This is a genomic window from Dickeya oryzae (assembly GCF_009372235.1).
In the GTDB taxonomy this organism is placed as follows: Bacteria; Pseudomonadota; Gammaproteobacteria; order Enterobacterales; family Enterobacteriaceae; genus Dickeya; species Dickeya oryzae.
The window spans coordinates 128,369-152,268 of the sequence record NZ_ML762921.1; the positions used below are offsets into that span (position 1 = coordinate 128,369).

General features: G+C 55.7%; 22 protein-coding genes. 7 read left to right on the plus strand and 15 right to left on the minus strand.

The genetic code is table 11. The features are described from left to right. Positions 1 to 41: 41 nt before the first annotated feature. The 4 genes from FAZ14_RS05790 to lpxO form a co-directional block, all read right to left on the minus strand. Positions 42 to 1,511, minus strand: a complete 1,470-nt coding sequence (locus FAZ14_RS05790; RefSeq protein ID WP_016940491.1) for a glycoside hydrolase family 1 protein — start codon at positions 1,509 to 1,511, stop codon at positions 42 to 44. Between the two features lie 12 nt (positions 1,512 to 1,523). Continuing rightward, positions 1,524 to 3,440 (minus strand): beta-glucoside-specific PTS transporter subunit IIABC, encoded by a 1,917-nt coding sequence (locus FAZ14_RS05795; protein WP_153508202.1) that lies wholly within the window; start codon positions 3,438 to 3,440, stop codon positions 1,524 to 1,526. A 180-nt stretch (positions 3,441 to 3,620) separates the two neighbouring features. After that, positions 3,621 to 4,472: a BglG family transcription antiterminator LicT gene (gene licT / locus FAZ14_RS05800; protein ID WP_153508203.1), complete on the minus strand. Its 852-nt coding sequence runs from the start codon at positions 4,470 to 4,472 to the stop codon at positions 3,621 to 3,623. Between the two features lie 476 nt (positions 4,473 to 4,948). Beyond that, positions 4,949 to 5,851, minus strand: coding sequence for a lipid A hydroxylase LpxO (gene lpxO / locus FAZ14_RS05805; RefSeq protein WP_016940494.1), 903 nt, complete (start codon positions 5,849 to 5,851; stop codon positions 4,949 to 4,951). 455 nt (positions 5,852 to 6,306) lie between these two features. Between lpxO and galR the strand changes: the two genes are divergently transcribed. Further along, on the plus strand, positions 6,307 to 7,320 hold the full coding sequence (galR, locus tag FAZ14_RS05810) for an HTH-type transcriptional regulator GalR (protein ID WP_016940495.1): 1,014 nt from the start codon (positions 6,307 to 6,309) through the stop codon (positions 7,318 to 7,320). A 439-nt stretch (positions 7,321 to 7,759) separates the two neighbouring features. Here the strand turns inward: galR and FAZ14_RS05815 are convergent, their stop codons facing one another. The 5 genes from FAZ14_RS05815 to FAZ14_RS05835 form a co-directional block, all read right to left on the minus strand. After that, positions 7,760 to 8,233 (minus strand): GNAT family N-acetyltransferase, encoded by a 474-nt coding sequence (locus FAZ14_RS05815; RefSeq protein WP_016940496.1) that lies wholly within the window; start codon positions 8,231 to 8,233, stop codon positions 7,760 to 7,762. Positions 8,234 to 8,236: 3 nt separating this feature from the next. Next, on the minus strand, positions 8,237 to 9,004 hold the full coding sequence (locus tag FAZ14_RS05820; RefSeq protein WP_016940497.1) for an FCD domain-containing protein: 768 nt from the start codon (positions 9,002 to 9,004) through the stop codon (positions 8,237 to 8,239). Between the two features lie 177 nt (positions 9,005 to 9,181). Then, the gene (locus tag FAZ14_RS05825; protein ID WP_012886041.1) at positions 9,182 to 9,499 is read right to left on the minus strand and encodes a PTS sugar transporter subunit IIB; all 318 of its coding nucleotides are present in this window, start codon (positions 9,497 to 9,499) and stop codon (positions 9,182 to 9,184) included. An 8-nt stretch (positions 9,500 to 9,507) separates the two neighbouring features. Then, positions 9,508 to 10,944, minus strand: a complete 1,437-nt coding sequence (locus tag FAZ14_RS05830) for a glycoside hydrolase family 1 protein (RefSeq protein WP_153508204.1) — start codon at positions 10,942 to 10,944, stop codon at positions 9,508 to 9,510. Between the two features lie 38 nt (positions 10,945 to 10,982). Further along, a complete protein-coding gene (locus FAZ14_RS05835; protein WP_153508205.1) occupies positions 10,983 to 12,329 on the minus strand; it encodes a PTS sugar transporter subunit IIC in 1,347 nt (448 codons plus the stop codon). A gap of 237 nt (positions 12,330 to 12,566) precedes the next feature. Between FAZ14_RS05835 and FAZ14_RS05840 the strand changes: the two genes are divergently transcribed. Beyond that, a complete protein-coding gene (locus FAZ14_RS05840; RefSeq protein WP_038905539.1) occupies positions 12,567 to 12,893 on the plus strand; it encodes a PTS lactose/cellobiose transporter subunit IIA in 327 nt (108 codons plus the stop codon). Between the two features lie 121 nt (positions 12,894 to 13,014). Continuing rightward, positions 13,015 to 14,025: a LacI family DNA-binding transcriptional regulator gene (locus tag FAZ14_RS05845; RefSeq protein WP_029456179.1), complete on the plus strand. Its 1,011-nt coding sequence runs from the start codon at positions 13,015 to 13,017 to the stop codon at positions 14,023 to 14,025. Between the two features lie 14 nt (positions 14,026 to 14,039). On the opposite strand, the gene lysA is transcribed toward FAZ14_RS05845, so the two are convergent. Further along, on the minus strand, positions 14,040 to 15,302 hold the full coding sequence (gene lysA, locus FAZ14_RS05850) for a diaminopimelate decarboxylase (RefSeq protein WP_016940502.1): 1,263 nt from the start codon (positions 15,300 to 15,302) through the stop codon (positions 14,040 to 14,042). A gap of 124 nt (positions 15,303 to 15,426) precedes the next feature. On the opposite strand from lysA, the gene FAZ14_RS05855 reads away from it, so the two are divergent. Continuing rightward, positions 15,427 to 16,362 carry a LysR family transcriptional regulator gene (locus tag FAZ14_RS05855; RefSeq protein WP_153508206.1) on the plus strand — a complete coding sequence of 312 codons (936 nt, stop codon included), beginning with the start codon at positions 15,427 to 15,429 and terminating at the stop codon, positions 16,360 to 16,362. A 12-nt stretch (positions 16,363 to 16,374) separates the two neighbouring features. On the opposite strand, the gene FAZ14_RS05860 is transcribed toward FAZ14_RS05855, so the two are convergent. The 5 genes from FAZ14_RS05860 to FAZ14_RS05880 form a co-directional block, all read right to left on the minus strand. Next, positions 16,375 to 17,367 carry an ABC transporter ATP-binding protein gene (locus FAZ14_RS05860; RefSeq protein WP_038926727.1) on the minus strand — a complete coding sequence of 331 codons (993 nt, stop codon included), beginning with the start codon at positions 17,365 to 17,367 and terminating at the stop codon, positions 16,375 to 16,377. 75 nt (positions 17,368 to 17,442) lie between these two features. Next, positions 17,443 to 18,225, minus strand: a complete 783-nt coding sequence (locus tag FAZ14_RS05865) for an ABC transporter permease (RefSeq protein ID WP_029456181.1) — start codon at positions 18,223 to 18,225, stop codon at positions 17,443 to 17,445. Positions 18,226 to 18,245: 20 nt separating this feature from the next. After that, the gene (locus FAZ14_RS05870; protein WP_153508207.1) at positions 18,246 to 19,088 is read right to left on the minus strand and encodes an ABC transporter permease; all 843 of its coding nucleotides are present in this window, start codon (positions 19,086 to 19,088) and stop codon (positions 18,246 to 18,248) included. Further along, entirely contained in the window at positions 19,085 to 19,909 is an 825-nt protein-coding gene (locus FAZ14_RS05875) for an alkaline phosphatase family protein (RefSeq protein WP_153508208.1), read from the minus strand. Before FAZ14_RS05875 ends, FAZ14_RS05870 begins: the two co-directional genes overlap by 4 nt. 21 nt (positions 19,910 to 19,930) lie before the next feature. After that, complete coding sequence (locus tag FAZ14_RS05880; protein ID WP_026357756.1) at positions 19,931 to 20,983, minus strand: ABC transporter substrate-binding protein; 1,053 nt, start codon at positions 20,981 to 20,983, stop codon at positions 19,931 to 19,933. 268 nt (positions 20,984 to 21,251) lie between these two features. Here FAZ14_RS05880 and FAZ14_RS05885 point away from each other — a divergent pair, with 268 nt between their 5' ends. From FAZ14_RS05885 to pspG, 3 genes are all read left to right on the plus strand, one after another. Continuing rightward, positions 21,252 to 21,959 carry a UTRA domain-containing protein gene (locus FAZ14_RS05885; RefSeq protein ID WP_153508209.1) on the plus strand — a complete coding sequence of 236 codons (708 nt, stop codon included), beginning with the start codon at positions 21,252 to 21,254 and terminating at the stop codon, positions 21,957 to 21,959. Positions 21,960 to 22,170: 211 nt separating this feature from the next. After that, a complete protein-coding gene (gene dusA / locus FAZ14_RS05890; protein ID WP_153508210.1) occupies positions 22,171 to 23,187 on the plus strand; it encodes a tRNA dihydrouridine(20/20a) synthase DusA in 1,017 nt (338 codons plus the stop codon). Positions 23,188 to 23,375: 188 nt separating this feature from the next. Then, a complete protein-coding gene (gene pspG / locus FAZ14_RS05895) occupies positions 23,376 to 23,654 on the plus strand; it encodes an envelope stress response protein PspG (RefSeq protein WP_016940517.1) in 279 nt (92 codons plus the stop codon). Positions 23,655 to 23,900 lie beyond the last annotated feature (246 nt).

A 23,900-nucleotide genomic window follows, 5' to 3' on the forward strand; every position in this document is an offset into this window, starting at 1 on the left:
CTATCCGGTAAAGCCGACAACTCACGCTATCGGCGTTTGAATCAGTCGAGGTCTGCGCCGTTGGAGACGATAAGCTTGCGATACCAGTAGAAGCTTTTTTTGCGCGAGCGCTGCTGGGTGCCGTGGCCGTCGTCGTCCTGATCGACGTAGATAAAGCCGTAGCGCTTGGAGATTTGCGAGGTGCCGGCGCTGACCACGTCGATCGGCCCCCACCAGGTGTAGCCGAACAGTTTGACGCCGTCCGCCAGCGCTTCCTTCATTTGCTCCACATGCTGGCGCAGGTAGTCGATGCGGTAGTCATCCTCAATTGAACCGTCCGGGTTGACGCTATCCACCGCGCCCAGCCCGTTTTCGGCGATGAACAACGGTTTCTGATAGCGGTCGTACAGTTGGTTGAGCGCCAGCCGCAGCCCTTTCGGGTCAATCTGCCAGCCCCATTCGCTGGTGGGCAGATAGGGATTGCGGATACCGCCGGTGATCAAATTTCCGCTCACGCCGTCCAGTTTTTCCGGGTGGGCGCTGACGGTGCTGGACATGTAGTAGCTGAACGACACGTAATCCACCGGGTACTGACGCAGGATCTCGTCGTCCCCCAGTTCCTTGTTCAGCACCACGCCTTTTTCCGCCAGCATACGGTCGGTATAGGCCGGGTAGTAACCGCGCGCCTGTACGTCGCTGAAGAACAGCGACACCCGCTGCGCGTCCTCGCAGGCTTGTAGATCGTCCGGATGGCAGGTGTGGGGATAGAGGATCTGGTAGCTGATCATACAGCCGACCTGTGAGCCGGGAATGATCTGGTGGCAGGCCTTGGTCGCCAGCGCACTGGCGATAAACTGGTGGTGCACGCCCTGATACTTATCCTGCTCCAGATGCAGATTGTCCTCCTCAATCACTCCGACGCTGACGTAGGGGTGATGTTTAACGCAGTTGATCTCGTTGAAAGTCATCCAGTATTTGACCTTGTGCCGATAGCGCTCAAATACCGTGGTGGCGAAACGCACGTAGAAATCGACCAGCTTGCGGTTGGGCCAGCCGCCGTATTCGGTGACCAGACACAATGGCATCTCATAGTGGGACAATGACACAATCGGCTGAATGTTGTGCTCCAATAGGGTATCAAGCACCCGGTCGTAAAACGCCAGCCCCTCCTCATTCGGTTCGGTTTCGTCGCCACGCGGGAAAATACGCGTCCAGGCGATCGACATACGAAAGCACTTGAAACCCATCTCGGCGAACAACGCGATATCTTCCTTATAGTGGTAATAAAAGCCGTTGCCCTTACGTTTTGGATAGTACTTTTTACTTTGCGGGTCTTGTGCGTCCGCCACCTGCCGATGCGTCATAAACAGCCACTGATCCAGCCAGCGCTCTTTGGGCGTGCGGCTGTCAAAGGTATACACATCCGACACCGACAGCCCTTTACCGCCCACATTCCAGGCACCTTCCAGTTGATTAGCGGCTGTCGCGCCGCCCCACAGAAAATCTGCTGGAAATACGTTTGATACGCTCATGTATTCTCTCCCTTAAGCCGCAGCCGCGGTCAGTTTCATCAAAGCGTCGCGCGAGTGGACGTCGCCATTGAGCAACGGGCTCACGTCGCCATAACATTCGGTATTGGTGACAATCATGATCACGCTGGGGTCAATCCCTTCTGCCAGCAGCGCCGACAGGTCGAAGCTCACCAATGGCTCGCCGACTTCCACTATCTGCCCTGGTTGGGCGTGACGGATAAAGTGACGACCGCCAAGTTTGACGGTATCGATGCCAATGTGGATCAGTACCTCGGCACCGGTATCGCTCTTAAGCGTCAGCGCGTGGTGGGTGTCGAATATCGACTCGACACGTCCATTGACCGGCGACAACAGCTCGCCGCTTTCCGGGTAGATGGCGATCCCTTTGCCAAATACTTCCCCGGCAAACACCGGATCGCTAAGACTCTCTAACGCCACCACTCGCCCGGCCACCGGCGCAAACAGCTTTTCGTTGTGGAAAGACTTTTCTTTATTAAACAATTGATTACCAGACTCACTCAGCACCACCGGCGCGGCAGGCATGACTACCTGCCCTTCTTGCGATGTAGCGGCTTTCCCCACGTTCTCCTCAAATCCAAGCACGCAGGTCACTACTGTGGCCGTGACAAACGAAATCGCCATGCTGGCCAGCGCGTACAGGAAGGTCGGCCCCACCAGCGCAGGTAACCCCGGCAGTCCGCTTAAAGCAAAGGCATAGGTTTTGACCCCGAAAAACATGGCAAATGAACCGCCGCAGGCACCGCCAATCAACGCAGCGGCGAACGGGCGTTTAAAACGAATATTGACGCCGTACATCGCCGGTTCGGTAATACCCATAGTGGCAGTCAGGCTGGTGGATAACGCCAGCGACTTGGTTTTCTTGTCATGGGCGCGCAAGAACACGCCGAACGCCGCCCCCGCCTGCCCCATGTTGGCGATATAGAAGATTATCTTGAACGGATCGAACCCCATCTTGCTGATGTTATTGATCATGATAGGGATCAACACATAGTGCATACCGGTGATGATGATCATCGACAGCGTTCCGCCCAGAATCAGCCCGGCCAGAATGCCCATGTTATCCACCAGCCAGACAATGCCGGTGGAAAGCTGGTTGCCAACGATAATGCCGATCGGACCGATGACGATCAGCATCACTGGTGCGACAATCAGCAATGTCAGTAGTGGCACGAACATGGTTTTCAGCGCACCTGGCATGAAGCGGTCCACACGGCGCTCCACCCAGGACATCAGCCATACCGCCAGCAGTATCGGGATCACCGACGAAGCATAAGATACTGGCGATACCGGCAGCCCAAGAAAGGTAATCTCACCACCGCCCGCAAACAGCTTGGTCAATGTGGGATGCAGCAACGTGGCCGCCAGCGCTACCGCCACATACGGATTACAGCCAAACTTGTGGGCAGCGCTGAACGCCAGCACCAGTGGCATGAAGTAAAAAATGCCGTCACTGATGGCAGACAGAATCAAGTAGGTTTGGTTGGTATTGGATACCCAGTGCAACGCTACCAGCAGCGATAGGATCCCTTTAAGGATACCAGCACCGGCAATGGCAGGGATAATCGGCGAGAAGATGCTGGAAAACGCTTCCAGCAGCGCCGAAACAGGGTGGCGTGGTACCCCGGTTTGCGAGGCACCGGCGGTCTGGCTCGACAGTTGCGGATACTGCCGTGTCAATGCCCGATAAACATCTGCCACCTCGTTGCCGATGATCACCTGAAACTGTTCACCAGCGATGTTAATACCCATTACCCCGTCTAATGCTTCCAACTGGGCGCGGTCGATACGCTGCGCTTCATGCAAATAAAAACGCAATCGGGTAATGCAATGAAAAACCTGTCGGATATTTCCTTCCCCCCCGACAAGCGCCACAATATTCTTTGCTGTCTCCTGATAATTTACTGACATAACAATTCCTCTTTCCAGAAAGAAATCTTACGATTTCTACAACAACCGCACGGTATTTACCGTGGCGCCTTGTTCCTCTGGGGTTTGCCTGCGTCAGCGGATATCACTGCTGCCAGTAACAAGCCTATTCGGAATAATTTATACCCTTCATACTTCACGTTGCAGGTGTGTGGGTTGCCCTCAACTCGAATTATTGGGGGTAAGACAATGAATCATATTATCGATATGAATGGTTAAGTAGAGTTTCTCCGAATTGGTCATGGTGTGTTGGTAGTTTTTTTTGATAAAGGTATTGATGACCTCTACACAGCCCAGCGTTTTTTGATAACGTTGCTGAACCATGGTAAATAAATCGCCGTCGTCATTATCCAGCGAAGCACCTTCCACCACACGCTGAGAAAAAAACTTCAGGTGGGTAATAAAACGGTAGTAATTGCTATTATTTTCATCCAGCGGCACCTGAAAATAATATTTGACGATATTCTGCACCTGATAAATCAGTTGCGTAATCTGCTTCATATTGCCGATATTATCGCCAAGCTCAGCATTGACGATATGCAACGCAATGCTGCAAGCTTCATCTTCTGGTAGTGTGACGCCCAACGTTTCCTGTATCAACACCAGCGCCTGCTCCGCCACCGCGTACTCTTGCTTGTAGAAATGCCGAACTTCCCAGTGCAGTGGGTTCTGAATCAGCGTGCCGTTGCGCTGGCACTGTAAGGCGAATGCCAGGTGATCCGCTAGCGTAACGTAAATGCCTTCACTCAATTTCTGCTGAAGCTGTTTTTTCACCGTTTCGACAATATCACTGGTGAGCTGCAATATTTCCAACGGGATTTCCTGCGCCAGATCCTTAAAACGAGCGGAAATAGCGTTATCCTGCAAACGGAATATTTTCTCCACCTTCGACATTTTCACATCCTGCCCGGTTCGGGAATGAAAACCCAATCCGCAGCCGGTCAAGATAAGCTCCTGCCCCTGATTGTCGATCACGCTGACTACATTATTATTCAGGACTTGAGTTATCCTCATCGCATTCTCCTGAAAACAGAAACGGGCAAAACCTAAATACAGCCAACAACGAAGTCAGGCGACTTCATACTGTTGCTGCACTTATGTTTTGCCCGCCGAACGGTAACAAGTCTTATGCAATGAGCAAAAATTATCACCCAGTATTTTTGGCGTCAATCGTGTCACTAACAGCGCGAGGGATTTCTTTTTTATTTGTGACAAGGGTATTATTTTCCCGCCCGCCGGATCGCAGGCAAAAAAAAACCTACGCATCCGCGTAGGTTGGTGAAATTTGAATGGTTCAATGTGGAGAACACATCGATTGTCACCCATCAATACCTCTGGGACTTGTTACTCTAAAGACAGTCACCCCGAATCACTAGCGCAGAATCGAAAGATAACCGTTCGAAGTGCAACTAACTGTAAAATTCTCAGGTGAGCTGTAATAAAGGCGTGAAAACGCAGCGACATCGCCACTGACACGCCCGGATCCAGACTTACAACGCCCACCAAATCCCTGCGGCGATCCCGCCGAACAGCACCCATTTCACCAGATAGTAAACCGGCTTATTCCAGCTTTTCAGCCGTTTTCCCACTTTGCGTACCGCATAGAGATATTTGAAAATTCGATTGATGCCGCCAGTACGATCTCCATCGCTATTCGGCGCGGCCGCCGCACTCATCAAATGACGCCCCAGCCAGTAATTCACCGCTTGCGCCCAGCGATAACGCATTGGTCGCTCAATGTCGCAAAACAGGATCAAGCGGTTCTGCCCGCTGCTGTTTTCCGCATAATGGATATAGGTTTCGTCAAACAGCACACCTTCACCATCACGCCAGCTATAACGCTCGCCATCGACCTCGATAAAACAACGGTCATCGTTAGGTGTCGACAGCCCCAGGTGGTAGCGCAGCGAACCGGCATACGGGTCACGGTGGCGCGGCAGTCGGCTACCGTCCGGCAAGGTGGCGAACATGGCGGCCTTTATCGACGGCACCGAGCGCAGCAGCGCGGTGGTATTGGGGCACAACGCATCCGCTGAAGGGTGAGATTCCTCATACCATTTCAGGTAGAAGCGCTTCCAGCCGGTCTTGAAAAACGAGTTGAACCCGGCATCGTTATACCGATCCGAGGCTTTAATCTCCTGCATTGCCAGTAGCTTTTCGCCTTCCTCACGGATCGTCTGCCAGTTCTGCTGTAGCGCCGCCAGTTCGGGAAAATGTTCAGGTTTGAGATACGGTGTCACTGGGACACGGGAAAACAGGTACATAAAGACGTTGAGCGGTGCGGTAAAGGTCGAATGATCCGACAATTGTCGCCAAAATTGATATCGCACACGACCACGGAAATGGACGTAGGCCACCGCCAGAATAAACACCAGCAGAATAATATATTTCATACTGAGAATTCCTTCCCTGAGACAGAGGGTTATCCCCATGACTGAGTACCATACCCAGCGCAAGAGATAGCACGTTGAAAAAACATCGGCACAACATATGCCAAACAATCCGCTTACGCTTCACGAATATTGCTGCCGAAAGGAAATCGTCGATGGCAAACAAGCGGTAAAAGCGATGAACGTAGCAGATGAAAGCGGTGAAAGTTGCGATCCCCGCCTCTTGCAGCCACGGCCTAATTCCGTGACACTCAGACAGTTACTTGATTCGACGACTCATTTTTACATTAAGAGCCTATCCCATCAGGCGTTATTGGCGCAGCCAGTTTGGACTCAGGAAGCCGCAGAGAACCCGCAGCGTACACGGAGTACGTGAGGCGTTCGAGCACTGCCCCGGGCCAAAATGGCCAGCGAAATAGCCCTAATGGAATAGGCTCTAAGAGCAATAGGAAACCTTCATGGCCACCATAAAGGATGTCGCCAGGCTGGCTGGTGTGTCGGTCGCCACCGTATCACGTGTGATCAACGATTCGCCCAAAGCCAGTGAGCACGCACGCAGCGCCGTTCTGCAGGCCATGCAACAGTTGCAGTACCATCCGAACGCCAACGCCCGTGCGCTGGCCCAGCAGTCTACCGAAACGCTGGGGCTGGTGGTCTCTGACGTGTCCGACCCGTTTTTCGGCACCATGGTCAAAGCCGTGGAGCAGGAAGCCTATCGTACTGGTAATTTTCTGCTGATCGGCAACGGTTACCACATCGCGCACAAAGAGCGGCAAGCCATTGAACAGTTGATTCGTCATCGCTGCGCAGCACTGGTGGTGCATGCCAAAATGTTGCCGGATGAAGAGCTGGCGCAACTGATGGAACAGATCCCAGGCATGGTGTTGATCAACCGTATTCTGCCGGGGTACGAGGTGCGCTGCGTGGCGCTGGATAACCGTTATGGTGCCTGGCTGGCTACCCGACATCTGATTCTGCAAGGGCATCGCCAGATTGGTATTTTGTGTTCCAATCATGCGATTTCCGATGCCGACGACCGCCTGGCGGGCTACCGGGACGCGCTGGCCGAACACGATATTGCACTGGATGAGCAGTTGATCGCCTACGGCGAACCGGATGAAAGCGGCGGCGAAGCCGCGATGACTACGCTGCTGGAGCGCGGCCGCCCGGTGACGGCGCTGACCTGCTACAACGACCCGATGGCCGCTGGTGCGTTGGCGGTGTTGAGTGATAACGGCATCGACGTGCCGCGAGACATGTCGCTTATCGGCTTCGACGATGTGCTGCTGTCGCGTTACCTGCGACCGCGCCTGACCACTATCCGCTATCCAATCACCGCGATGGCGACACAGGCGGCACAAATTGCGCTGGCGCTGGCAAACAACACACCGCTACCCAACGCCATCAACCTGTTCCACCCGACGCTGATTCGCCGCCATTCCGTTGCCAGTTTGAACAGTGGACAGCCTTGATGCGTTAAGGCTGTTAACAAACAGCCGCGTTGTTTCACTAATAATGGATTTATGTCTGGTCGGTGAATGGTTTCGTGCGGGATAAACCGTGTCGTTTCTTTGCTATTTCATCGCACGCACGACAAGGAGAGGTGCAAGCGCCACCTCTCCTTGACCACTGGCTAGCGGCTAAACCGTGCCGCTAACGCGGTTCCTTCGGCATTCGTCTTCGCTGTTCGGACCGCCAGTGACGTGGTTACTCGCCCCATCCCTGGGACTCGCCCTGCGGGCCAGCGTAAACGCTGTTCAAAAACGTTCCCAACGTTTTTGTCCGACACGGCACGGGCTTGCGCGGCTTCCCTGCCGCGCATCCGGCGAAGCCGCCTGCCTCAGCACGTTTTTTGACGCCGGGAAACCCTGCCACTGAGCTTCAATCGATGGGGTTTATCGACAGCACAAATCAACCGAGGGAATGGTGGTACAGCCGGACCTGTTTATCGGGGTACTCGGGTGCGTCGCCGATGTAACGCCAGCCGTGGCGCTCGTAGTAACCGCTGAAACTGGCGTACAGGTAGAGAGAGTCAAAACCGCGTTCGCGGCTGCATTCGATGACAAAACGCTGAAGGTCGGCCCCCAGACCGCGATCGCGGTAGCGTTCGTCCACATACAGCGCCGCCAGCCACGGGGTTAAATCCTGACGGCTTATCAAATCACAACGCCACAGCCCGACCGTACCGACCAGTTGGTCGCCCGCCAGCGCTACGAACGTCAGCGGCAACGCGCGCTTATCCATGCTGTGGTGCACCACGCTGGCAAAAAAATCCCGACTCAGCCCGTCGCCAAACGCCTGCCACAGCCAATCGACCACCTGCGTCTCATAATGCGGATAATCCGCCAGATAGCCAATGGTTGGCTTAATTTCCATCATCGTCATACGTCAGACCAGTTTTCCCTGAAAAATCGGCACCGAATCGAACAGGTAGCCGTCAAACTCCGGCGCTTCGGCGTCAGAGATTTCCATCAGTGTAGTTTTGACGTTTTCCAGATGCTGCCACATCGCCTGATACGACCCGCTGACGTCGCGACGACGCAGCGCCGCCAGTATCGTCTGGTGATCCGCCAGCCATTTCAGCCGGTAACCGTGGTTGCCCACATGGCTGTAAAGCTGTTGCCAGATAGGGCTTTCGTCCCGGCAAGACCAGATATTGCTGACGGTTTCCAACAGCATCTGGTTTTGGGTCGCCCCAGCTACCTGCAAGTGAAAGATTTTATCGAAATCGCTGCGGTAATCGTTGGCGGCGATAGCTGCCTGTTCCTGCTCCAGCGTGCGCCGCAGGATATCAATATCATTACGGGTCGCCATGCGGGCGGCAAACGCGGCAATGTTGCTTTCCAGCAACTGGCGCGCCTGCAACATTTCAAACGCCCCGATACGGTTTTGCGCGTTCGGAGACGGTTCTTCCGCCGACGGCACACGTAACACGTACACCCCAGACCCCTGGCGGATATCCACCGTTCCTTCCAGTTCCAGCATCAGCAAGGCTTCACGTACGATGGTACGGCTTACGCCATAAGTCTCCGCAATATTCCGCTCTGGCGGAAGACGCGCCCCGACCGGGTACTCCCCCTGCTGGATTTTCTCCCGCAGGTCACCCCCTATTTCCTGGTATTGCTTTCTGTCTTGTAGAACCACAACCTTCGTCACAATGCCACCCTGAACGGCCGAGAATTGAACACCGCTGCCGCCCCGACACGGGGCCGGATACCAGGCTGCTTCCTTTCGTCATCGTCACGGCGGCTTCACACCGCGTTCGTCAGGTCCACAGCCTAAACACGAACCGGTGCGTCCTCCTGCACCGGTCCGCGTTTACAGCAATCAGACTCAGTTTACCAAACTCAGCGCCTGATCGAGTACCTTTGCACCGTTCAGGGTGCCGTAAGCCACCGAGTCGATAACGGCGATAGGAATGTGATACTCATCGGTCAGTTTTTTGTTTTCCGCCAGCTTAAACCGCACCTGCGGCCCCAGCAGGACCGCGATAATGTCATTACCGTAAGTCTGCAACTCATCACGCAGGTTCTGTTCCGGGATAGCGTAAATCTGATATTCCATGCCCCGCGCCGCGGCTTCTTTTTCCATTTTGGTCACCACCAGCGAGGTAGACATGCCTGCCGAGCAGGCCAGTACGATCCGTTTCATCTTTCCCCCTATTTCTCTTCATCGTCCAGTTCGAACGTCAGCACACCGCTGTCCCGAACCTGTCGGAACCAGCCGGCTGATTTCTTCGCTCTGCGCTGCCGATCGTGTTCCAGGTCTATCTCAATCAGGCCATAACGGTTTTTAAAGGCGTTCATCGGCGACACATTGTCGGTAAACGCCCACAGCATATACCCCTGGCAGTTGGCACCGTCTTCGCGTGCTTTTAGCGTCCAGTAAAGATGCTCGGCGATAAACGCAATACGGTAGTCGTCCTGTATCACGCCGTGGCTGTCTTTGAACTGGCCTTCATTTTCAATCCCCATACCGTTTTCCGACACAAACCAGGGCACGTTGCCGTACTCCTCTTTCAGTCGCATCGCCATGTCGTAAATAATGCGGGGGTTGATTTCCCAACCGCGCGATTTATTCATCCGGCGGCCAGGCAATTCGAAATGCTCGTAGTACCAGGCTGGGTGGAACGGCGTGTTGCTGTTCCAGGCCCGGCTGGGGGCTTTGACCCGATGGGGGTAGTAGAGATTAATGCCCACTTCATCCACGGTGTTGGCGCGGATGATAGCCAGCTCTTCCTCGGTGTAATCCCACTTCACCTGATGTTTTTCCAATAGCGCCAGTAATTCCGCCGGGTATTCGCCTTTCAGCGCCGGGTCGAGAAATACCCGGTTATAGAACAGGTCATACAGGCGCGCCGCCTCAACATCATGCGCCGCACTGGAACGCGGGTAGGTGACTTCCGGGTTCAGGATCACCCCGATGCTGCCCCCTTGCAGGTGGTAACCTTTGTCACGAAACAGTTGCACTACTTTGGCGGTTGCCAGGTTTTTATGGTGGTTCCACTGCATCCAGATGCCGGTATCCTGCTGATAAGGGTAGCGCACCGCGTCCAGATACACGCGGGTCTGCACCACAATCGGCTCATTAAAGGTAAACCAGCGTTTGACCTTACCGGCGTAGCGGGCAAATACCGCGTCGGCGTACTGCACGAACCACTCCACCACCTGCTTCGACGACCAGCCCTGATATTTCTCGAACAGCACCGCCGGGAGCTCATAGTGCTCTAAGCACAGCATCGGTTCGATGCCTTCACGCTGCATTTCGTCGATCAGGTTATCGATGTAAGCGGCGTACTCTTCATCCACCACGCCGTTTTCATAATCCAGCATGAAGCGCGACCAGTTAATCGAGGTACGAAAGTGCGTCAGCCCGGTCTGCTTCATCAGTGCCACGTCTTCGCGGTAGCGGTTATAGAAATCGGTGGCGATCGCCGGGCCATAGCCGTTGTGCCATACCTGACGATCCCGCTTGTACCACAGGTCCAGATACGAGTCCTGCCCGCTTTTCTTACCTGACCACCCCTCGGTCTGCCAGGCGGACGCCGCCGCCCCCAGAATAAAGCCTTCAGGCAGGGTCATTGATACCTTGCTCATTACCGGTCTCCCTTAGATTCAGTATTGCAATACATTCATTATTTCAATGCATTGGCCTGTGCTGTGGCCTCTGACTCCGCCTCACGCTGTGCCTGCTCAGCACGACGAGACGCCACTTTGACGAACGGCAGGTAAATCAGGGTGGCGACGATGATGCACACCACCTGTGTCGCGACCGCCCCCATCGAACCGGCGGTAGACAGCCAGGCGTTAATCAACGGCGGCGTGGTCCAGGGCACCATCACCACCGCTTTCCCGGCGAACCCCATGCTGGTGGCGAAGTAACCGATGGTGCCGGTCACCAGCGGTGTGATGATGAACGGGATAGCCAGAATCGGGTTGAGCATGATGGGCATGCCGAAAATCACCGGTTCATTGATGTTGAAGATGCAAGGACCGAAGGAAATCTTGGCGATCTCTTTCATTTCACGGCGCTTAGAGGCGATCATCACCGCCAGCAGCAACCCGATGGTTAACCCAGACCCACCGATGCTCATGTACACGTCCCAGAATGGCATGGTGATGATGTTTGGCACCTCATGCCCCTGCTCAAACGCGGTCATGTTCACCGCAATCGCCCCCAGCAACAGCGGTTCGCGAATAGGTTTGATCATCTGGTTGCCGTGAATACCGATAACCCAGAACAGCTGTGCCACGAACATCAGAATCAACAGCCCCGGCAGGCTCTGCACGACCGACTCCAGCGGCTGTTGCACCACCTTGTAGATAGCGTCGTACAGGTACATGCCGGTCACTTTCTGGAAGGTAAACCCGAAGGTCGCGACCAGCGTGACGGTGATGATCGCCGGGATCAACGCCGAAAACGACGCGGACACATTCGGCGGCACGCTGTCTGGCATCTTGATGCGCAACCCTTCTACCGACTCCAGCTTCGAATAGATTTCCACCGAAGCGATGGCGATAAACATGCCGAGGAACAGGCTTTTGGTGTCGGAGAATTGCCGCGCCAGCACATCTTTCACCGGTAATGTCTGACCGTTGATCACCATATCGATGGTGGTCGGGGTAATGGAAATAAAGCAGATCACCGCCAGCAAACCGGGAAACAGGCTACGAGAGCCGTTGATTTTCCCAAGCTCGATGCCTATCAGGAACACCGCGCCGATGGTGAGGAAATTGAGCGTGGCGTAGTTAATGCCGCTCATGATGGGTTTTAACGGTGCCAGAAATGAAAACAGAGCGAAACTCGCCAGCCCGTTCTTCGGATCCAGCACCATGTTGGAGATCAGCACAGAGAACGCCCCGACGATGATCACCGGCATCAACGTAATGAACGAGGCTTTGATCGCCATGATGTATCTCAGGCTGTTGAACTGGTTGGCGAACGATCCTAATGAATCGATAGCCTTATCCTTGAATGACATAACTCCACCTCTTTGATTTACCTGTATTTTCAGGGGTTGTTGTTATCAGAGGCTCTCGCCCCCGTAGTGGCCGTTACGCGCGGAAGAGAATGGACGGCAGGTTCAGCGCTCTCGCGTTTGGCATACCAAAAAATAAAACAAACGAATAATTTTTCTGTGACACTGTTCTCACAAGTCAATATTGGAATTCCAATAACATGTTTAATAGCTAATTTGGCATACCAAGAGGACACCGTGATGGAATTCGATATGGAACAGACCGTAATGGAATTGCTGATCAACGCGGGCGAAGCGCGTTCCTGCGCCATGATGGCGATTCAGGCCGCCCGAGCGAAGGACTGGGTGGAAGCCGACGCGCAACTGCTGGCCTCTCAAGAGGCGGCAAAAGCAGCCCACCAGATCCAGACTCGGTTGATCGGGCTGGATGAAGGCGAAGGCAAAGTGCCGGTTAATCTGATCATGGTGCACGCTCAGGATCACCTGATGACCGCTATGCTCTGCCGGGATCTGGCCGACGAAATGGTACAACTGCGCAAAGAACTGTTTGGTGGTCCCCACGCCTGATGGCACCGACCGCGCAGCCTGGCGCACTTCACCCACTGACGTCGTTCCAGTGTGCTAGTATGTAACTAATATTGATAACAACGCTGTGACTGACTTCGATAAAACAGGGAAGGTGCAAACGATGATGACCATGCTTGACGTGGCAAAGCACGCCGGTGTATCCAAAGCAACGGTATCACGGGTGTTAAACGGTACAGGTCAGGTAAAACAAAGTACGCGTGACGCCGTCTTCAAGGCGATGGAAGAGCTGGGCTATCGCCCTAATTTTCTGGCGCGCTCGCTGGCACAACGCAGTTCAAACAGCCTCGGGTTGGTGGTCTCCAACTTCGACGGCCCCTATTTTGGTCGCCTGCTGCGCCGTGCCGCCGAGCGCACCGAAACCAACGGCAAGCACCTGATCGTGACCGACGGTCACGATACGCCGGAAGACGAGCAACAGGCGGTACAGCTCCTGATCGATCGCCGCTGTGATGCCATCGTACTCTATACCCGCCACATGTCTGACACTGCCCTGATGGCATTGCTGGATCACTCCCGGGTGCCTATCGTGGTCATCAATCGTCATCTGCCGATGGCACCTGAGTACTGCGTCTGGTTTGAACAACAACAGGCCGTGTTCCAACTGGTCGATTATCTGGTACAGCAAGGGCACCGCGACATTGCCTGCATCACCGGCCCCATCAACACGCCGACCGCACGCGCCCGTCTGGCCGGTTACCGGCAGGCGCTGGAGCATCATCACATTGCTTACGACCCGCTGCGGGTAGTCAACGGTGATAGCCTGGTCCCCGGCGGTTATCAGGCCGCACGCGAATTACTGGCGCATGACGCCGGTTTTTCCGCCCTGTTCGCCAGTAACGACGATATGTGCATCGGTGCGATGAAAGCGCTGCTCGAGGCCGGTAAACGCCTGCCACAGGACGTGTCGCTGTTCGGTTTTGACGATATCCCCAGTGCCCCTTATCTGACGCCCGCGTTATCTACCGTCTATTTACCGATTGAAGAGATGATTAGCGCCGCTATCTCACAGGCGTTAAAATTGTGCGAGGGCGACCCCGTCACCCCCATCGCGCCGTTTACCGGCGAGTTGAAACTGCGCGCGTCGGTCGTCAAAGGCCCCTACGCGCACTGAGTCTGCGCAAACGATTACACCCGTTCCAGCGCCAGCAATTCGTCCAGCGTCTGACGGCGGCGAATCAGTCGCGGCTGCCCTTGTTCGAACAGCACTTCCGCTATCAGCGGGCGGCTGTTGTAGTTGGAAGACATCGACGCACCGTACGCACCGGTATCATGGAACACCAGATAGTCGCCCACCTGCGCGGATGGCAACGCCATCGTCTCCACGCCGCCGCCGGCCTGCTGGGTAAACACATCGCCAGATTCACACAGCGGGCCTGCCACCACGGTATCACGCCGCGGTGACTGGCTCAGGTCACGCCCGTCGCCCGGCAACAGGGTAATATGGTGGTAACTGCCGTACATCGCCGGACGCATCAGGTCGCTGAATCCAGCATCCACCAGCACAAAATGACGGCGGCCCATGTCCTTCACTGCGCGCACCTGCGCCACCAGTACGCCGGACTCTGCCACCAGAAAACGCCCCGGTTCGATTTCCAACGTCACCGGATGCCCCAGGTGTGCGGCAATCCGCTCCCGCGCCCGATTCCACAGGCCATAATAGTGCTGGGTATCAATGCGCTCGCCACCGTGATGATACGGAATAGACAACCCGCCACCCGCAGAAATCGCCTCCAGATCCTGCCCCACCGCCAGCACCTGCTGCACCATCGCCTCGCAGACCTGCTCCAGATGCCGGTAATCCACGCCGGAACCGATATGCATATGGATGCCGACCAGTTTCAGGCGATAACGGCTCAAGGCTTCCAGCGCCTGCGGTAAATCGGCATACCAGATGCCGTGTTTACTGTTTTCACCGCCGGTGTTGGTCTTCTGGCTGTGACCATGCCCAAAGCCGGGGTTAATACGCAGCCACACCGGGTGACCCGGCGAACGCTCGCCCAGTTGATGCAGCATGTCGATGGAACCGGCGTTCACCGGAATAGCCAGCTCATGCACCCGTTGCAGTGTGGCGTCATCGAGCACATCGGCGGTAAACACAATCTCATGCGCATCAGTACCCGGCTCAAAACCGGCGGCCAATGCCCGTTCGATTTCACCCAACGAAACCGAATCCACCTTCACGCCCTGCTGGCGCATCAACGCCAAAATATGCAGGTTGGAACAGGCTTTCTGCGCAAAACGGATGGTATCGAACTGGCGCAACTGACCAATGCGCTCAACGATGGTAGCGGCATCATAGGCCCACAACGGGCAACCAAATTGGGCAGGCAGCGCACGCAGGCTCTGCGCGTTCAACGCATAAGACAGGTCATTCAGATCGTGTGGCATGAATAGAGTACCGAAACGTTATCAGATGTCGGAATTGTGCTGGTCCACAAGCTATAATTCCAATATCCTTTTTCAAAGACTCTATTCATTTTTGATATGGTTAAACAAAACAAAAGAGGGACACATGGCTGAGATATCCCTGCGCCATATTGAGATTTTTCACGCGGTCATGACCGCCGGTAACCTGACGGAAGCGGCCGCGCTGCTCAACACCTCACAGCCCACCGTGAGCCGCGAGCTGGCGCGCTTTGAGCACCTGGTGCAGATGCCACTGTTCGAGCGCATTCGCGGGCGGTTACACCCTACCGCGCAAGGGTTGCAGTTATTCGAGGAAGTGCAGCACTCCTATTATGGCTTGGATCGCATCATCAACGCGGCGCAGGATATCCGCCAGTTTCGTCAGGCCCCACTCTCGGTTGCCTGTTTACCGGTGTTCTCTCAATCATTACTGCCCGAGGTGTGCCAGCCGTTGCTGGCGCGTTACCCTGAACTCAACCTGCATGTCATCCCACAGGAATCACCGTTGCTGGAAGAGTGGCTCTCCGCACAGCGCCACGACCTGGGGCTAACGGAGAACCTGAATACACCCGCAGGCACCGAGCGGCACACCCTGATGGAGTTGAACGAAGTCTGTGTGCTGCCCAGTGGTCACCCACTGGCACACAAGGCGGTACTGACACCAGAGGATTTCCGCGATCAGCCGTTCGTCAGCCTGTCCAGCACCGACAGTTATCGGCAATTGCTGGACCAGCAGTTTGAGCAGGCAAACGTCACACGGCGGCTGGTGTTGGATACCCACAGCGCCGCCTCGGTATGCGCGATGGTGCGCGCCGGGGTAGGATTATCGATAGTCAATCCGCTTACCGCCGTAGATTACGCCAGCAGCGGGGCGGTCGTGGTGCGCCGCTTCAGCATCGATGTGCCGTTTACCGTCAGCCTGATTCGCCCACTGCACCGCCCGGCGTCGACGCTGGTGGCACAATTCACCGAGCAGTTGCTCGCCTTTGCCGAGCGCTTCCCCGCCCGGTTACAGCGCGTGCTGGCGGCTAACCCGCTCTAAACGCCATCCCCGTTACGCCACCTCACGCAGCGCGCCCAGGTCAATCAACACCCCGACGCGGCTGCCGGTGGCGTGCAAATCCTCGACCGAGCGATTGAGCACATCTACCGAGAGTTCCACCTCGCTGACGCGTATCCGATAACGCACCACGTTACCCAACAGGCTGTGCCCGATAATCTCCCCGGCCAGCCCGTGTTCCGGCGCGCACAAGCGCACCGACTCCGGGCGCAGCGCCACCTGACCGGCAAACTGCCCACCGGTCAGGCGCGTTGCCTCGTCGGCGCTCAGCAGGTTATAGCTGCCGATAAACCCGGCGGCAAACAGACTGGCAGGCTGGGTATAGAGCGACTCCGCGTCGCCGTTTTGTACGATTTCACCTTTATTCATCAGCACGATTCGGTCAGACAAGGTCAGCGCCTCTTCCTGATCGTGGGTGACGAAAATCGTCGTCAGCGTCAGTTCCTGCTGGATGCGTCGGATCTGCTCACGCAGGTGGCGACGAATGCGCGCATCCAGTGCGGATAACGGCTCGTCCAGCAATAGCAGACGGGGACGGGTCACCAGTGAACGCGCCAGCGCCACACGCTGGCACTGCCCGCCAGACAACTGATGCGGGTAGCGACGGGCGTAATCGCCCAGTTCCACCAGCGCCAACACCTCCTCGACCCGGCTGTGAATCTCAGCAGCAGGCAGCTTCTGCATCTTCAGGCCGAAGGCCACATTGCCTTCAACCGTCATATTGGGAAACAGCGCATAGTTCTGGAATACCATGCCGATATCACGCTGTTGTGGCGACAGCGGCACGATATCACGGCCCTGTAGCAGAATCTGGCCGTTATCCACCGAGGTCAATCCGGCCAGACAACGTAATAACGTCGATTTACCGCAACCACTTGGCCCCAGCAAGGTGACGAACTCGCCCTCATCGGCCGAAAAATGGATATCCTGAAACACTCTGGTCGGCCCGTAGTGTTTATTCAGATTGATGACATCAAGGTAGGCCATGTTCAGCGTGTCCCGTTTTACTCATTGCGAAATTGAATGTGCGAAATTGAATTTGCAACATTGAATGTGCGTCATTCATGAATGGCGATTGAGCGCATTCGCCAGCCAGGTCACCAACAGCACCACCAGAAAATAGGAGATCACCAATGCGCTGGTGAAATGCCCGCTGTCGTTGCGCTTGTTATAGAGGTAGACCTGCAAGGTTTCGTAGTTGGTGCCTGCCAGTAAATTGGCGAACACAAACTCGCCAATCAGGAATGAAAACGACAGCAGTACCGCAATCATCACCCCTTTGCGCAGGTTAGGCAGCACCACCCACAGCGCCGCCTGCCAGGTGCTGGCCCCCAGCAAATGCGCCGCATCCAGCAGCTCCTGCAAATTTATGGCCTGTATATTGTTGGCGATGGCGCGGTAAATAAACGGCAGGGCAATCGTGAAATAACAGCCGATCAGGATCCACGGTGTGCCGGTCAGCGCCAGCGGCGGTGCGGAATAGAGCTGTAGTAACCCGACTGACGACACCACCGGTGGCACCGCAAACGGCAGCAGAATCAGCACGTTCATCAGCCCGTCGAGCTTCGGAAAGGCCCAGGCGATGACAAACATGGCAGGCAGCACCAACAGCAGTGAAAACAACAACGCGCCAAAACAGATAAGCAGTGAATGGCCCAACGCAACCAGAAAGCGGCCATCGCGCCACAATTCGATAAACCATTTCAGGGTCAACCCGTTGGGTAAAATGGTCGCCCCCCACTCGGTCGCCAGCGCGTAACCCAGCGTGGCGAGCAGCGGTAACATCAAAACCAGTAATATCAGCCATACCACCAGCAGGTGGTAACGGCGTTCAGCCTGGGACATGGCAGCCTCCGGTGACAGAATTAGCGAGCAGCATGGAGGTAACTCCGGCGTAGCAGCCATTGGTGAATCGCGGTAATCAGCGCCATCAACACGACCAGCAACATGGAAAGCGCACTGCCCAGATTAGGGTCCAGCGAGATATCCCCGGACACCAGCGCCGCAATGCGCACCGGCACCACGTTGAAATTGCCGGTGGTGAGCGCGTACAAGGTGGCGTAGGCCCCCAGCGCGTTAGCCAGCAGGATGACAAAGGTACCGAGCAATGCCGGCGTCAGCACCGGAATGCCGATATGCAACCAGTAACGCCAGCGGCTGGCACCCAACAGCGCGGCCGACTCTTGCCATTCGCTGCGCAACCCGTCAAACGCCGGATAGAGCAGCAAAATGCCAAGCGGTATCTGAAAATAGGTATAAATCAGGATCAATCCGTCGCGGGAATACAGCGTAAAGTCACCAAGCAACCCGTTTTGCCGCAGCAACAGGGTAATAAAACCGTTCAGCCCCAGCATGATCACGAAAGCGAACGCCAGCGGTACACCAGCGAAATTACTGGTCATGTTGGCAAACGACATCACAAAACGCCGCAACCGCCCTTCTCCCAGCTGTTGCAGCGAATAACCGCCAACCAGTGCGATAATCAGCCCGTACAGGCTTGACCAGAATGAAATATCCAGTGAAAAACGCATCGCCTGCAAATAAAACGGCGAGGTCAGTAAATCCTGATAGTTAGCCAGCCCCCAGGCGCTTTCCGTATCACTGTAGAAGCTGTTGACGGCCATCCATACCAGTGGGGCTATCTGAAAGGCGGTAAACACCACCAAAAACGGCAGCAATACCAGCGCTGCCAGCCATCGCTTCTTCACACTCGCTCCCCCACACCGCATTTCACCAGCACATCGCGACTCACCGGCTTGTCATGTGCCACACCCAGTAACTGGCACACCGTGCCGCATAACTCGGTTTGTTGTGGTGCGGCATCCGGTCGCAACGAGAATGCGTCGCCGAACACGTACAACGGCACCTGACGTTCTTCCGGCAAGATGCCGCCGTGGCTACGGTCGTTATTCATGCCGTGATCGGCAGTTACCAGCACCTGGTAACCTTCGTCCAGCCAGCGCGGCATCCAGTGAGACAGGTAACCGTCCGCCATACGCGCCCGGTTACGGTACTGTGGGGTGGATAAACCGTGGCGATGCCCGGCGTCGTCAATATTCATCGGGTGAATCAGCAGAAAGTCCGGCTGGTAACGCAGGCGCAGACTTTCCGCGTCTTCAAACAGATGGGAGTCGGGATAACCGTCATCATGGTAGAAATGGCCGTACTGAATCGGCAACGACGGCTCGACGGTATGACGGTCGCGCGCTGCCTCAAACGGCGTGCGGTTATACAACTCGCTGACCCAGTGATACGCGGCAGCCGCTGTCGTTAAGCCGGCCTCGCGAGCGTAGTGGAAAATACTGCGCTCGCGGCTTAGCCGGTCGACACCGTTGTGGATAACGCCGCTTCTCACCGGCGTCACCCCCGTGAGAATGCACTCATACAAGGGGCGCGACAGCGAGGGCAATTCGCACTCCAGCTGATAGAGGCAACCGCGCCCGGCGGCACACTCCGCCTGCAGGTAGCCCATGGCCTCACGACCCACCTGAAAGCTCAGCCCGTCCAGTATCACCAGAATCGTTTTCATCCCGAACTCCCGAAAGCGTGCTTACTGCTTCATGTTGATGATGACGTTTTCCTGCCACAGACGCGGCAGCGCTTTCACGCTCTTGTCCCAGGCGTCAGCATCCGCGATCGGATGTGCATTTTTATACTGCTCCTGCGGCAACAGTTTGGCCTTTACGTCATCCGGCAGGGTAATGTATTGCGCACGGATCGGGCGGGCGTAGCCACGTGCCAGATTGATCTGACCGGCATCAGAGAAGATGTATTCACGCGCCAGTTTGGCGGCGTTCGGGTGTTTGGCGTATTTGTTGATGATGGTGGTATAGCCGGAGATCACCGAACCGTCAGACGGGATCAGCACCTCGAAACGGCTTTTGTCGATGGTGTCGCGGTAGTTCAGGCCGTTGAAATCCCACACCACGCCCACCTGCACTTCGCCTTTCTCGATATTGGCGATAGCCGGGTTAGTCAGGCCGAGGCGGCCTTCTTTGGCCAGTTTGGCAAAGAAATCCAGCGCCGGTTTCAGGTTTTTCTCGTTGCCGCCCAACGCGAAGCTGGCCGCCAGCACCCCGCTTGACGCCTGAGACGCGGTACCAACGTCACCGATGGTCACCACATACTTACCTTTTTGCAGATCAGCCCAGCTATGCGGAATGTCTTTCACCTGCTGCTTATCGACGATAAACGCAATGGTACCGGTGTAGGCCATCGCCCAGTGTCCGTCCTTGTCTTTCGCCCAGGCTGGCACCTGGTCCCAGGTGGTCGGCTTGTACGGCTGACTCACGCCTTTTTGCACCGCGACCGGGCCGAAGGCCACACCCACATCACCGATATCCGCACTGGCGTTCTCTTTCTCTGCGGCGAATTTGGCAATCTCCTGCGCGGAGGACATATCGGTATCACTGTGTTTCAGGCCGTATTTGGTGCTTAAATCGTTCCAGGTATCTTTCCAGTTGGCCCAGCTGTCCGGCATGCCGACGCTGTTAACTTCGCCTTCAGCACGAGCGGCTTTCTCCAGCGCCGCCAAATCTTGTGCCATAACGGCACTCGAAAACAACGCGCTGCTGATTAACACAGAAGACAACAATTTTTTCATCATGATGCTCCATAGCAAGGGGAGTGATACGCTGTTGGTCTGACACTCTGCTGGTCTAGTCCAGCAATAAGTACGCCAATTCAGCACACGGTGATGACGCTTTCATGTCGGCAAGATGACGAGAAGGTTGCAACACTGGCCTGTAAAGGCGTGTGGACGGCATCGGGTGCCTGTCGGTGTGCAATTTGCATCACCCCGACAGCCATGCAACCTGATAGTCAACAATCCCTGCTATGGTGCAGGCTGCACAATATCAAGGCTTTTTACGATGACGAAAATACAACCGACCGCCGTTATCCAGATTGCTGATGCGCTACGAGAACGCCTGCACCGTGGCGAGTTCACCAGTGGCCGACTGCCATCCGAACGGGCGCTCAGCGAGCAATTCTCCACTACCCGCATCACCCTGCGCGAAGCCCTCACGCTGCTGGAATCGCAAGGCATCATTTACCGGGAACTGCGGCGCGGCTGGTTCATCTCACCGCCGCGGCTTAGCTATAATCCGCTGCACAGAAGTCACTTTCATGAAATGGCGGAAAAACAGGGGCGTAAAGCCGCGACCGACGTGCTGGATGCCGAGGTTGTCGCAGCGAATGCGACTATCGCCCGTCATCTGGAGTTGGAGGAAGGCGCGGAGATCTACCGCATACGCCGTTTGCGTCGCCTTGATGGCCGTGCGGTGTTGTACGTGGAACACTACCTGAATCCGGTCTGGTTTCCGGGTCTTCTCAATAGCGACCTGAGGCGTTCGCTCACCCAGCTTTACCAGTCACAGTACGATATTCGCTACGGTCGGGTGCGCTTCATCATGCTGCCCTCGCCGCTACCACCGGTGGCAGCACCAGTATTAAAGCTCGCCCCCGGCAGCCCGTCGCTGTTTATCACCCGGATCAACCGGGATCAGCATGACCGCATTATCGACTGTGACTGCGAGTACTGGCGTTACGACGCGCTGTATATTGATGTGGAGGCGTGAGTCATAATGAAACGGCACCTCCTGCAAGGTAGACAGTACCTGCGACGCTGGTGGGTGCTCGGGGTTGAACTGACAGGTGGCAGTGGCAGCATCAGTAACACGAACACGGGCATAAATTCGCGCGCCTTGCTCCACCGCCCTCCCCAAAGTCGGAAAATCACGCTACTATGACGCCCCTTCGTTTTCTGTCAGGCAGTGAGTTTGTATCGTCATGAGTAGTCCAGCCCCAACCGCTCCCGTTTCTGGCGTGTCCCAGACTGTCTGGCGTGGCCGTTTTAGCGTCGCCCCGATGCTCGACTGGACTGACCGCCATTGCCGCTACTTTCACCGGTTACTGAGCCATAACGCGTTGCTGTACACCGAGATGGTGACCACCGGTGCGATTTTGCACGGCAAGGGCGATTATCTGGCCTATAGCGACGAAGAACATCCGTTGGCGTTGCAGCTCGGCGGCAGCGACCCGACAGCGCTGGCACAGTGCGCGGTACTGGCGGAACAGCGCGGCTATGACGAAATCAACCTCAATGTCGGCTGCCCGTCCGACCGCGTGCAAAATGGCCGTTTCGGTGCCTGCCTGATGGCGGAAGCACAGCTCGTGGCGGACTGCGTTAAAGCAATGCGCGAGCGCGTCAGCATTCCGGTCACGGTGAAAACCCGTATCGGTATCGACGATCAGGACAGCTACGAATTTTTATGCGATTTCATCCGCACCGTGTCCGAGCAGGGTGGCTGCGACACCTTTATCGTGCATGCGCGTAAAGCCTGGCTTTCTGGCTTAAGCCCGAAGGAAAACCGCGAAATCCCGCCGCTGGATTACCCCCGCGTCTACCAACTTAAACGCGATTTCCCCTCGCTGACGCTGACGATTAACGGCGGCATCAAAACGCTGGCAGAGGCAAAACAGCACCTGGAACACGTGGATGGCGTGATGGTGGGCCGGGAAGCCTACCAAAACCCCGGTATGCTGGCGCAGGTTGACCGCGATCTGTTTGACGCCACCAGTGCGGTGCCGAATCAGGCGGCTGTGGTGCAGGCGATGTACCCGTATATCGAACGCGAACTTTCTGGCGGTGCGGCACTGGGCCATATCACCCGGCACATGCTCGGTCTGTTTCAGGGCATACCCGGCGCACGCCAGTGGCGGCGTTATCTGAGTGAAAATGCCCATAAACCGGGTGCGGATGCATCGGTAGTGGAACACGCGTTATCACTGGTCAATATCGCCTAAAAAAAACCAACTGTTGGTCTTTTTGACCAACAGTCTATTTCCCTCTTCTTACCACCTCATTATAAATCAATGCGTTACCAGGCATTCATTCTGGCATGCTTCTTGTAATACTTTGCCTGTATACGTCATCACACGCAGAATGCGGCGGTTCCTGCGCACGACGTGATTCAATGGCCAAGGAGCACACCATGTTAGAGATTTTCTTCGTTATGGGTTTTTTTATCATGCTGGTGGTCACCGGCGTGTCACTACTGGGCGTCATGGTGGCGCTGATTGCCGCTGCCATTGTCATGCTGATTGCCGGGCTGTTTACGATGGCGATAAAAGTCCTGCCGTGGCTGCTGCTGGCCATCGTGGTGGTATGGCTGTGGCGTCGATATCAAGGGTCAGATACTGCCAGTACGCCCTATGACCGCTATCGGAAAAAATACGACTCGCGCTATCGCAGAGGCGGCGGTGACTGGTAACGACACACAGAAAGAGACATCAGAATAGACGTTTTGCAGATAAAAACGCAGGGAATACAAAACTGTGCGCCAGCAAATATTTTTTCCCCACCGCAACTGCTAGCATACTGAGTATTGTCTGCGTCTTCCTGATAACGCAGGGAAAAGCCAGCGACACGATTTCATCGTCGTCAGGAAAATAATAGCCGCTCAGTGGCACTTTCGTGACGATCACCGCGCTGTACCCTACATACAGCTGATGAAATT

Bases quoted from the DNA above. Each gene is read 5' to 3' on its own strand.
- FAZ14_RS05865 (WP_029456181.1), bottom strand. From the start codon at position 18,225: ATGTCCCAGGCTGAACGCCGTTACCACCTGCTGGTGGTATGGCTGATA.
- FAZ14_RS05840 (WP_038905539.1), top strand. From the start codon at position 12,567: ATGGAATTCGATATGGAACAGACCGTAATGGAATTGCTGATCAACGCG.
- FAZ14_RS05790 (WP_016940491.1), bottom strand. From the start codon at position 1,511: ATGAGCGTATCAAACGTATTTCCAGCAGATTTTCTGTGGGGCGGCGCG.
- lpxO (WP_016940494.1), bottom strand. From the start codon at position 5,851: ATGAAATATATTATTCTGCTGGTGTTTATTCTGGCGGTGGCCTACGTC.
- lysA (WP_016940502.1), bottom strand. From the start codon at position 15,302: ATGCCACACGATCTGAATGACCTGTCTTATGCGTTGAACGCGCAGAGC.
- FAZ14_RS05885 (WP_153508209.1), top strand. From the start codon at position 21,252: ATGACGAAAATACAACCGACCGCCGTTATCCAGATTGCTGATGCGCTA.
- FAZ14_RS05815 (WP_016940496.1), bottom strand. From the start codon at position 8,233: ATGACGATGATGGAAATTAAGCCAACCATTGGCTATCTGGCGGATTAT.
- galR (WP_016940495.1), top strand. From the start codon at position 6,307: ATGGCCACCATAAAGGATGTCGCCAGGCTGGCTGGTGTGTCGGTCGCC.
- dusA (WP_153508210.1), top strand. From the start codon at position 22,171: ATGAGTAGTCCAGCCCCAACCGCTCCCGTTTCTGGCGTGTCCCAGACT.
- FAZ14_RS05795 (WP_153508202.1), bottom strand. From the start codon at position 3,440: ATGTCAGTAAATTATCAGGAGACAGCAAAGAATATTGTGGCGCTTGTC.
- FAZ14_RS05835 (WP_153508205.1), bottom strand. From the start codon at position 12,329: ATGTCATTCAAGGATAAGGCTATCGATTCATTAGGATCGTTCGCCAAC.
- pspG (WP_016940517.1), top strand. From the start codon at position 23,376: ATGTTAGAGATTTTCTTCGTTATGGGTTTTTTTATCATGCTGGTGGTC.
- FAZ14_RS05825 (WP_012886041.1), bottom strand. From the start codon at position 9,499: ATGAAACGGATCGTACTGGCCTGCTCGGCAGGCATGTCTACCTCGCTG.
- FAZ14_RS05845 (WP_029456179.1), top strand. From the start codon at position 13,015: ATGATGACCATGCTTGACGTGGCAAAGCACGCCGGTGTATCCAAAGCA.
- FAZ14_RS05875 (WP_153508208.1), bottom strand. From the start codon at position 19,909: ATGAAAACGATTCTGGTGATACTGGACGGGCTGAGCTTTCAGGTGGGT.
- FAZ14_RS05880 (WP_026357756.1), bottom strand. From the start codon at position 20,983: ATGAAAAAATTGTTGTCTTCTGTGTTAATCAGCAGCGCGTTGTTTTCG.
- FAZ14_RS05860 (WP_038926727.1), bottom strand. From the start codon at position 17,367: ATGGCCTACCTTGATGTCATCAATCTGAATAAACACTACGGGCCGACC.
- FAZ14_RS05830 (WP_153508204.1), bottom strand. From the start codon at position 10,944: ATGAGCAAGGTATCAATGACCCTGCCTGAAGGCTTTATTCTGGGGGCG.
- licT (WP_153508203.1), bottom strand. From the start codon at position 4,472: ATGAGGATAACTCAAGTCCTGAATAATAATGTAGTCAGCGTGATCGAC.
- FAZ14_RS05855 (WP_153508206.1), top strand. From the start codon at position 15,427: ATGGCTGAGATATCCCTGCGCCATATTGAGATTTTTCACGCGGTCATG.